Consider the following 8,779-nt stretch of genomic DNA (forward strand, 5'->3'; position numbering starts at 1 on the left):
GGCTATCGCGTCAACCTGGAAGGCACGCGCCACGTCCTGGAAGCCTGCCGCGCCATCACCACGCATACGCCGCGCATGGTCTTCGCCTCGTCGGTGGCCGTCTATGGCGGCGACGACCTGCCCAAGACCGTGACCGACCAGACCGCGCAGCGCCCGACCACCTCCTACGGCGTGCAGAAGCTGAGCGGCGAATTGCTGATCAACGACTACAGCCGCAAGGGCTTCGTCGACGGCCGCAGCATCCGCCTGCCGACCATCATGGTGCGGCCGGGCAAGCCGAACAAGGCGGCCTCGACCTGGGCCAGCTCGATGATCCGCGAACCGCTGTCCGGCGTCGATGCGGTCTGCCCGGTGCGCCCGGATAGCCCGATGGCCTGCCTGTCGCCGCGTCATACCATCGACGCTTTCATCCGCGCACATGACCTGCCGGCGGATAAGTTCGGCAAGGACCGCGCGCTGCTGCTGTCCGGCATCCGTGTCACCGCCGGCGAAATGGCGGCGGCCGTCGAGCGTGCCACGCCGTCACTGAAGGGGGCGAACCGCAAGGTCGGGGCTATTCATTGGACACCTGATGCCGCGATCCAGAAGATTGTCGATGGCTGGCCGGGCGCGACCGCATCGGAACGTGCCAAGGCGATGGGCTTCACCGTCGATGCCAGCATCGACGAGATCGTGCAGTCCTTCATCGCTGACGATCTCGACGCCCAGATCAAGAGCCTGCAGTCGAGTTAATACTCATTGGCGTGGATGCCCGGGACAAGCCCGGGCATGACGAAATTAGTAAGTAAAGGTAACTCCCGATGACGAAGCCCTCCCCCGAAGCGCTCGCGATGGTCAAGCAACTGATCGAGATGCCGACAGTCAGCCGCGATTCCAACCTCGACCTGATCCACTGGATCCGCGACCACCTGAAATCGCTTGGCGTGGAGGCTACGCTGGTGCATGACGCAACCGGCAAAAAAGCCAACCTCTATGCGACGCTCGGCCCGCAGGACAAGCCGGGCATCGTGCTGTCCGGTCATACCGACGTGGTGCCGATCGACGGCCAGGAATGGGACACCGACCCGTTCAGGATCACCGAAAAGGACGGCAGGCTGTTCGGCCGCGGTACGTCGGATATGAAGAGCTTTGTCGCGGTCGCGCTTAGCTATGCGCCGAAATTCCTGGCACAGAAGCTGGAAACTCCGATCCACTATGCCTTCACCTATGACGAGGAAGTCGGCTGCCTGGGGGCAAAGCGGCTGATCGAGGTACTGCGCGAGATGCCGGTGAAACCGAAAGCCTGCATCGTCGGTGAACCGACCGAGATGCAGGTGATCGCCCAGCACAAAGGCAAGAAAAGCTGGCGCGTCGACGTGCGTGGCTTCGAGTGCCATTCTTCGCTCACTCATCAGGGCGCCAATGCGGTGGAAGCCGCCGCCGAACTGATCGCCTTCATCAAGGGGCTGGCACGCAAGAAGCGTGATAACGGCCCGTTCGATTCCGAATTCGCCCCGCCCTACACCTCGCTGCATACCGGCACGGTGAGTGGTGGCACGGCGCTGAACATCGTGCCGAAGGATTGCAGCTTCCTGTGGGAGATCCGCTACCTGCCGCAGGACGACGTCGATGCGCTCTTCACCGAGGTCGTGGCCTATGCCAAGAACAAGCTGGAGCCGGAATTGAAGGCAATTGACCCGAATTGCGGCTTCACCTTCACGCAGATCTCGGCCTTCCCCGGTCTTTCGACTGACGACCGCGCCGGCGTTGTGGAACTGGCCAAGGCACTGACCGGCGCAAACCGCGTGCAGAAGGTCGCCTTCGGCACGGAAGCCGGCCTGTTCTCCGAACTGGGCATCCCCACCATCGTCTGCGGCCCGGGCAATATCGAACAGGCGCATAAGCCGAACGAATTCATTGAACTCAGTCAGATTGGTCTATGCGAGGCCTTCATGGAGCGCCTGCTCCAGCGGGTAAAGACCGGTGGCGCCGCATTTCCGGCGTGATTGTTTGTAAATACAATTATATCCCCTGCCCGAACCTCGGGCAGGATCATCTTCACTGCATAGCTGCGTTGTGACGACGGCTATGGTGCAGCGCAACATTCCCTGATAGACAGCGCGCCTTCGCTGGAGCAAAGGCGCCGTCATGACCTTCAGTCCCGCACGTCATCTTACCCCCCTGCTTCGTCCGCCCCAGGTCAATCTGGATGCGGGCCATGCCGCGCGACGTCAGGCGCAGCATGCGCGGGTCCGCGATTTCCTCGACTATTATATCGGCATCCATCCGTCCGAGGCGCTGCCGGCCCGCACGGCCTTCGATCCCGCCGCCATTCCCCGCCTGCTGCCAAATCTGGTGCTGGCCGAGGTGGTGCGCCAGCCCGGCGCTACCCTCCCCCGATTCCGCATCAAGGTGGCCGGCGAGGAAGTTGTGCAGGCCTTGCGTATGCCACTGATCGGCCGTTTCCTGGACGAGATCGCCAATACCACCGAGCCCACGGCGCGTTTCCCCATCGAAAGCCGGCATAGCGTGGTGGAGAATGGCTGCATGATCTATCGGCGCGGTCAGCCGCGCATGCGCTTCTCGCTCGACTATGCCGAGGTTGAGTACGCCCACTGCCCGCTCGCCGAGGACGGCGTTACCGTCGACCATATCGTCTCGATCATCTACTATAAGGCTCTCGAGTCCGTCATCGGCTGACCCGCTTGGCTCCACACCCTAACCTTGTAGCGATTGATGCCGCACTGGCAGCGGCCGGCAGCCGGGTGCTTCGCGATTTCCTGACCTATATGCGCGCGATCCATCCTGCCGACCGCCTGCCGGCGCGAAGCGACTTCGACCCGATGGCGATTCCCCATCTGCTCAGCCATCTGGTACTGGTGCAGGTGGAACGCGGCGTCGACAGTACGCGCTTCCTGGTGCGGGTTGCCGGAGAGATGGTGCTACGCGCAGCGCCCGTACCGCTGATGAATCGCTATATCGATACCAGCGTGAACCTGCATAAAACCCCGGATGAAAGCGAAGCTCGTATCGTCAGCGTACGACGGCAGGTCGCAGATACCGGCGTTACCCGGCATTTCTACGGCAAGGTCAATATCCCTTTCCGCTTCAACTTTGCCGATATGGAATACGCGCATTGTCCGCTGGCTGATGACGGCGAGACAGTAGATCGCGTTCTCTCCGCTTTTTATTACCACGGTGCGCCGGACAGTTAACCGGGCGCTGCCGCGTCAGGATACTGGATTGAGGGCAAGCTGGGACGCAACGGTCAGCAGTGCGGCAGTCTGCTCCGTCACGTCGTCCTCTGCGACAGTCTCAATCTGCGGCTGGCTTGCCTGCTGCAGCGGCGCGGTTTCGTGCTGGGCACCCTGTCGCGCCTCTGGCCGTCCCTCGCGGGCCCGGCGGCAGAGCTGGTGGATGAAGTCGAGCTTGGAAATCGCCGCCGGGCTGAGCACGAAGGGATAGAAATCCTGCTGACCCATCGAGCGGTTCAGGCTGTTCACCGCGAAGGTGACCGGCAGGAAGGCCTCGATCAGTTGCTCGACCGCATCGGCATGATAGGGGTCGAAATCAATCCGCGCGCCCAGTTCCTCGCCGCGACTAATGCGTGGCTTCACCCGCAGGCCGAAAGCGCCTGCAGTCTCCAGCGTATCGACGATATGCATGTAATGTGCCCAGGTTTCAGCGAAATCCTCCCAGGGATGCACAGCGGCATAGGCACTGACATAGCCTTCCTGCCAGCCGACCGCCGGGCCGGCATCGTAATGTTTCTTCAGCGCTTCCCCGTAATCCTGTCTTTCATCGCCGAACAGGTTGCGGAAGGTCGCCATCGTCTCGCTGTTGTCGCCGGTGCGGCGGACCAGTCGCTCCCAGTAGTAATGCCCGATCTCATGACGGAAATGCCCCAGCAGCGTGCGATAGGGTTCGTGCATCTGCACGCGGATACGTTCACGCGCTGCATCGTCGGCTTCTATCAGACTGATGGTGATCAGCCCGTTGTCATGACCGGTGACGATGCGCGGCGCTGAAGGATCTGGCGGATCGGCCAGGAAATCGAAAGCCAATCCTTCCTCAGTATCTTCGTCGCGCGTCTCGTGCGGCAGATCGAGCCGCAGCAGCCCATGAAACAGGCGATGTTTGGCGCTTTCGATACGGCGCCAGTTGGTGGTGTTCTCCGGCACGGAAAGGTCCGGCACTGTGCGATTATGTGCACAGGCCAGGCAGTAAGGCTCGGGATCGACCGACGCGCCGTCAACCTCCGCCGGCACCAGCCAGTTGCAGGCATCATACGCGACGTTGCGGCAGAAGCGGTATTGCCGCTCCGGCGCCGCCAGCGCCAGCCATGCCTCGACACCATCGACGCGCTGCACTGGTTCCAGGGCGCTTAGAACACCGGAATCGGGAAGGAAGCCAAGGCGACGCCCGCAGCTTTCACAGGCGGTATTCTCGAAATACAGCGGCTGGCCGCAGGCCAGACATTCGAAAAGTTTCATGTGAATGACCTGCCTTGTCCGGATTTGCCCCGATTTCCAGACGATCCGACTCCCCTGTTAGTTCCGCATAAATCCCGGAACTTGGCTGCGGCCTGAACTGTTTTCCATGCGAACCCAGCAAGGAGGCCACGCCATGGCTAGCGCTAAAAAGGTCGATCGCGCTCCCCACAAGGAGCAGATCAGAGAAGCACGCCGCGAGGATCGCAACGAACTGGACAAGGAAGCAGAGCTGGACGAGGCGCTGCGCGGCAGTTTCCCGGCCAGCGATCCGGTAGCGCTGACCCAGCCGACAGCATCGACGCCCTCACTACGCAGCGAAGCCGGCGCCAAATCCGCCAACAAGGCACGCGAAAAAATCCTGAAGAAGCACAGTCGTGTAAACCTGAGCGACGACGGCGAAGTGGAATACTGGACCGAGCGTCTCGGCGTATCGGAAAAGGAACTCCGCAAGGCGGTTCGCGAGGCAGGCTTCATTCCAGCCGATGTTGCGGACAAACTCGGCAAAACGCTTTAGTTCCAGCGTGTCGCCTTGACCATCAGGCCGGTGGCAATGCCATAGATAACCATGGCGCCACCGGCCAGCGCGAATAACATCCACACCGGCGCTGCTGCGGTCGTCAGCCACCAGCCGCCCAGCGCCACCAGTATGAGGCGGATGGTGCCGCCCAGCACGGGGCCGAGTACCTTGCCAGCGCCCTGCGAAGCGAAATACAGACACAGTCCGAAGCCGAAGAAGGGAAAGCCGAAACCGGCGGACGTCAGATATTGTCGCGCGGCAGCAATCACGGCTTCGTCGCTGGTGAAAAGCCCCGACCACAGGTCTGGTGCCACTACCACCACGAGCCCGACGACGCCGAGCCCAACGGCCGCAACACTACCCGCGGTCCAGGCAACCTTGCGGGCGCGCAGGATGTTCTGTGCACCGACTGCCATCCCGACCATCGGCACGCTGGCGACCCCGACCGAAAAGGCGATCGGCACCAGCAGGAATTCCAGCCGCGCGCCGATGCCATAGCCGGCCAGTGCAACAGTGCCGAATCGTGCCACCAGGCCGGTGAAAATCAGCACGGTGAGCACTGTCTGGAGCGAGGACAGGCTGGCCAGTGCGCCAACACGCAGGATATCGGCAAACATCGCTCGGTCGGTTTTGAATCCGGCAAGGCGGAGCCGCAGGCGGGCGTCGGGTCGGCACAGATGGATGAAGAGATAGACACTCCCCAGACCGAAGGCGATCACCTGGCCAAGCCCGATACCGATCACGCCGAACTGCGGCACCGGGCCAAGTCCAAGCCCGAGTATACCACCGACGACGATTTGAACGGCTGCGGCGACCAACGCCACCACCGAAGGCGCGTTCATGTTGCCGGTGCCGCGCAGCACCGACGACAGCGTATTGAACAACCAGATGCCCAGCGCACCGGTGAACACGGTGTTGGAATAGAGGATGGCAAGCTCAAGCGCCACACCCTGCCCACCCAGCAGCCGGTATATCACCGGACCGAGCAGCCAGAAGAAAGCCGTGAAGATTGCCGCAGCAACCACTGCGATGATGATGGCATGCAAGGCCAATGTATTGGCCCGGGCCAAATCGCCGGCGCCAACGGCACGCGCAATCGCCGACGATACGCCACCGCCCATCGCCCCCGCCGAGACCATCTGCATCAGCATGATCATCGGAAAAGTCAGGGCCATGGCCGCCAGAGCCTCGACGCCGAGCACGCCGACATAGGCGGTTTCGGCGATCGCCACCAGCGCGATGGCCAGCATTGCTACGGTGGTCGGCGCGCTGAGCTTCAGTAGCGTCGGCAGGATCGGCGCCGTGAGCAGCATTTCGCGACCAATCGGCGGTTTCTGGATCGTCGCCTGGGTATTCATGCCTGCCCTATGTGGTCGATGCGGGCCTTGAGCGCCGCGCGCGAAGTTTTCAGGATGCGGTCCGACAGCTGCTGGTCGCTGACGGCGCGCGCCAGCGCAACCGCGCCAGCCATCTCCGCCATCAGCGAACAGACCGCATGTTCTTCCGTATTCGCTGGCAGATGTGCCGATAGCCGGCTGGCGATGCCGCGGATGCCCTCGTCGAAAGCTGCGCGCGCCGCAGGTTCGAGCCGGGCCATATCCGAAATCAACGCTGCCATGGCGCAGCCACCGCCAGGATTGTCGCGGTGGTCGCGCGACACATAGTTGTCGATCCAGGCCTTCAGCGCATCCGGGCCGGTTTTCGTGCCGATCCGCGCCGTGAATTTCTGCCGCCCGCCATCGAACATGATGCGGATCGCCTCGGCCACCAGTGCGTCACGCGAGGCGAAATGCGCATAAAAGCCGCCATGGGTCAGCCCGGCCTCGCGCATCACTTCCGCCACCCCGATCCGGTCCGGGCCGCGTTCGCGGATGATGCGGGCGGCGACGGACAGAATGGCCCGGCGGGTCGCCTCGCCTTTTGTCTCCGATTTGGGAGCTTCGGGCTGAGCAGCTTTTTGAGTCTTCATGGCAGGATCACACCATAAAATATGATGATAGTCATCATATTTTATGCCCCCAGGCCGGCGTTATTCAGGGGTTGCGACCTCTCGCCGCCCAAGCCAAGGTGCGCAGAGCGTGATCCAGATTCGGCAGGAATAGAAATGGCGGCGGAAAACCACGGAATTGACCTGGTCCAGCTGGTCGCCCTGCTCGGCGCCGGCGTGCTGGCCGTCCCTCTGTTTCGCCGGCTCGGCCTGGGCTCGGTGCTGGCCTATTTCGCCGCTGGCATTGCCATCGGCCCCTTCGGACTCCGCCTGATTTCCGATCCGCAGACCATTCTGCACACCGCCGAACTCGGCGTGATCATGCTGCTGTTCGTCATCGGCCTGGAAATGCAGCCGTCTCGGCTATGGAACCTGCGCCGTGAAATCTTCGGCCTTGGCGTCGCCCAGGTTGTCACCTGCGGCCTGCTACTGACCGGCATCGGCATGCTGGCCGGCCTTAAAGCGCCGGTCGCCTTCATTGCCGGCATGGGCTTTGTGCTGTCGTCCACCGCCGTGGTGATGCAGATGCTGGACGAGCGTGGCGATACTTCGACACCGCAGGGCCAGAAGGCGGTCTCGATCCTGCTGCTGGAAGACCTCGCCATCGTGCCCCTGCTCGCCATTGTCGCCGTGATTGCGCCGACGGCTGCTGACAACGGCGAACCGCGCTGGGTTGCCATCGCGATTGCACTCGCCGCGATTGCCGGACTGATCGCTGCAGGCCGCTGGCTGCTCAATCCGATGTTCCGCATTCTGGCGCAGTCGCATGCGCGCGAGGTGATGACAGCCGCCGCGCTGTTGGTGGTGCTGGGCGCGGCGTTGCTCATGGAGGTTGGTGGACTTTCCATGGCCATGGGGGCTTTCCTCGCGGGTGTTCTGCTGTCGGAATCGAGTTTCCGTCATCAGCTCGAGGCCGATATCGAACCTTTCCGCGGCATCCTGCTCGGCATCTTCTTCATCGCCATCGGCATGTCGCTCGACCTGGGTGTGGTGGCACGCGACTGGGTGCTGATCGCGGCGGCCGTGATCGCCTTCACCCTGGTGAAATCGTTCGGCATCTTTCTGGTTGCCCGCCTGTTCGGTTCCAGCTGGCGCGACGGCCTTGGCCGCGTCACCCTGTTCGCCCAGGGTGGCGAATTCGCCTTTGTGCTGTATGCGGCCGCGCTGGCCGGCGGCATCTTCACAATACATGACAATGCAGTTTTCACCGCCACCGTGATCCTCTCCATGGCACTGACGCCGCTGATCGCTACCCTGGTCCGGCGCGCCATGCCGGCGCCGGCCGCAACGATATCGATGGATGGCGTAGAGCCCGTCAGCGAACTGAGCGGCGATATCCTGATGATCGGTTTCGGCCGCTTTTCGCATATCGCCTGCCAGGGACTGCTGGCGCGCGGCTTCAATCTCACGATCATCGAGAACGATATCGAGATGATCCAGGCCGCCAGCACCTTCGGCTTCAAGATCTATTACGGCGAAGGCACGCGGCTCGACATTCTGCATGCCTCCGGGGCAGCAACTGCCCGCGCCATCATCGTCTGCGTTGACAACCACAATGGCGCCGCCACGCGGATCGCCCACATGGTGCGTCGGGCATTTCCGCTCGCCAAGCTTTATGTGCGCGCCTATGACCGCGGCCATGCGCTCGACCTGATCCAGGCCGGCGTGGACTACCAGATCCGCGAAACCTTTGAATCGGCCCTGGCGCTCAGCGGCGCCGTGCTGCGCGATCTGGATGTGCCGGAGGACCAGGTGGCTGAGGTGATGGCCGATGTGCGCCGGCGCGACGAGGAGCGTTTCGAA

At 62.7% G+C, this 8,779-nt stretch carries 9 protein-coding genes; 6 read left to right on the forward strand and 3 right to left on the reverse strand.

Annotated features, from left to right (window positions below; genetic code table 11):
- The 4 genes from CTR53_RS03040 to CTR53_RS03055 form a co-directional block, all read left to right on the forward strand.
- Window positions 1–732 (forward strand): NAD-dependent epimerase/dehydratase family protein (locus CTR53_RS03040; RefSeq protein ID WP_290809322.1); only part of this gene is annotated, 732 nt, incomplete at its 5' end.
- A 68-nt stretch (window positions 733–800) separates the two neighbouring features.
- The gene (gene argE / locus CTR53_RS03045; RefSeq protein WP_290809323.1) at window positions 801–1,985 is read left to right on the forward strand and encodes an acetylornithine deacetylase; all 1,185 of its coding nucleotides are present in this window, start codon (window positions 801–803) and stop codon (window positions 1,983–1,985) included.
- Between the two features lie 142 nt (window positions 1,986–2,127).
- The gene (locus tag CTR53_RS03050; protein WP_290809324.1) at window positions 2,128–2,679 is read left to right on the forward strand and encodes a hypothetical protein; all 552 of its coding nucleotides are present in this window, start codon (window positions 2,128–2,130) and stop codon (window positions 2,677–2,679) included.
- 5 nt (window positions 2,680–2,684) lie between these two features.
- Window positions 2,685–3,194, forward strand: a complete 510-nt coding sequence (locus CTR53_RS03055; protein WP_290809325.1) for a PAS domain-containing protein — start codon at window positions 2,685–2,687, stop codon at window positions 3,192–3,194.
- Between the two features lie 15 nt (window positions 3,195–3,209).
- On the opposite strand, the gene CTR53_RS03060 is transcribed toward CTR53_RS03055, so the two are convergent.
- Window positions 3,210–4,472, reverse strand: coding sequence for a putative zinc-binding peptidase (locus CTR53_RS03060; protein WP_290809326.1), 1,263 nt, complete (start codon window positions 4,470–4,472; stop codon window positions 3,210–3,212).
- Window positions 4,473–4,605: 133 nt separating this feature from the next.
- On the opposite strand from CTR53_RS03060, the gene CTR53_RS03065 reads away from it, so the two are divergent.
- Window positions 4,606–4,986, forward strand: coding sequence for a DUF3606 domain-containing protein (locus CTR53_RS03065; RefSeq protein ID WP_290809327.1), 381 nt, complete (start codon window positions 4,606–4,608; stop codon window positions 4,984–4,986).
- Here the strand turns inward: CTR53_RS03065 and CTR53_RS03070 are convergent.
- Together CTR53_RS03070 and CTR53_RS03075 are read right to left on the reverse strand one after the other, a co-directional pair.
- Window positions 4,983–6,347: an MATE family efflux transporter gene (locus tag CTR53_RS03070; protein ID WP_290809328.1), complete on the reverse strand. Its 1,365-nt coding sequence runs from the start codon at window positions 6,345–6,347 to the stop codon at window positions 4,983–4,985. The genes CTR53_RS03065 and CTR53_RS03070 overlap by 4 nt on opposite strands.
- Window positions 6,344–6,958 carry a TetR/AcrR family transcriptional regulator gene (locus tag CTR53_RS03075; protein ID WP_290809329.1) on the reverse strand — a complete coding sequence of 205 codons (615 nt, stop codon included), beginning with the start codon at window positions 6,956–6,958 and terminating at the stop codon, window positions 6,344–6,346. The genes CTR53_RS03070 and CTR53_RS03075 overlap by 4 nt, the downstream gene beginning before the upstream one ends.
- Window positions 6,959–7,093: 135 nt before the next feature.
- Between CTR53_RS03075 and CTR53_RS03080 the strand changes: the two genes are divergently transcribed.
- Window positions 7,094–8,779: monovalent cation:proton antiporter-2 (CPA2) family protein (locus tag CTR53_RS03080; RefSeq protein ID WP_290809330.1), on the forward strand; the 1,686-nt coding region annotated here is incomplete at its 3' end.

The sequence above is a fragment of the Ferrovibrio sp. genome (assembly GCF_002796975.1).
In the GTDB taxonomy this organism is placed as follows: Bacteria; Pseudomonadota; Alphaproteobacteria; order Ferrovibrionales; family Ferrovibrionaceae; genus Ferrovibrio.

Coding starts and splice junctions, on each gene's coding strand:
- CTR53_RS03075 (WP_290809329.1), bottom strand. CDS start 6,958: ATGAAGACTCAAAAAGCTGCTCAGCCCGAAGCTCCCAAATCGGAGACA.
- CTR53_RS03065 (WP_290809327.1), top strand. CDS start 4,606: ATGGCTAGCGCTAAAAAGGTCGATCGCGCTCCCCACAAGGAGCAGATC.
- CTR53_RS03060 (WP_290809326.1), bottom strand. CDS start 4,472: ATGAAACTTTTCGAATGTCTGGCCTGCGGCCAGCCGCTGTATTTCGAG.
- CTR53_RS03070 (WP_290809328.1), bottom strand. CDS start 6,347: ATGAATACCCAGGCGACGATCCAGAAACCGCCGATTGGTCGCGAAATG.
- CTR53_RS03050 (WP_290809324.1), top strand. CDS start 2,128: ATGACCTTCAGTCCCGCACGTCATCTTACCCCCCTGCTTCGTCCGCCC.
- argE (WP_290809323.1), top strand. CDS start 801: ATGACGAAGCCCTCCCCCGAAGCGCTCGCGATGGTCAAGCAACTGATC.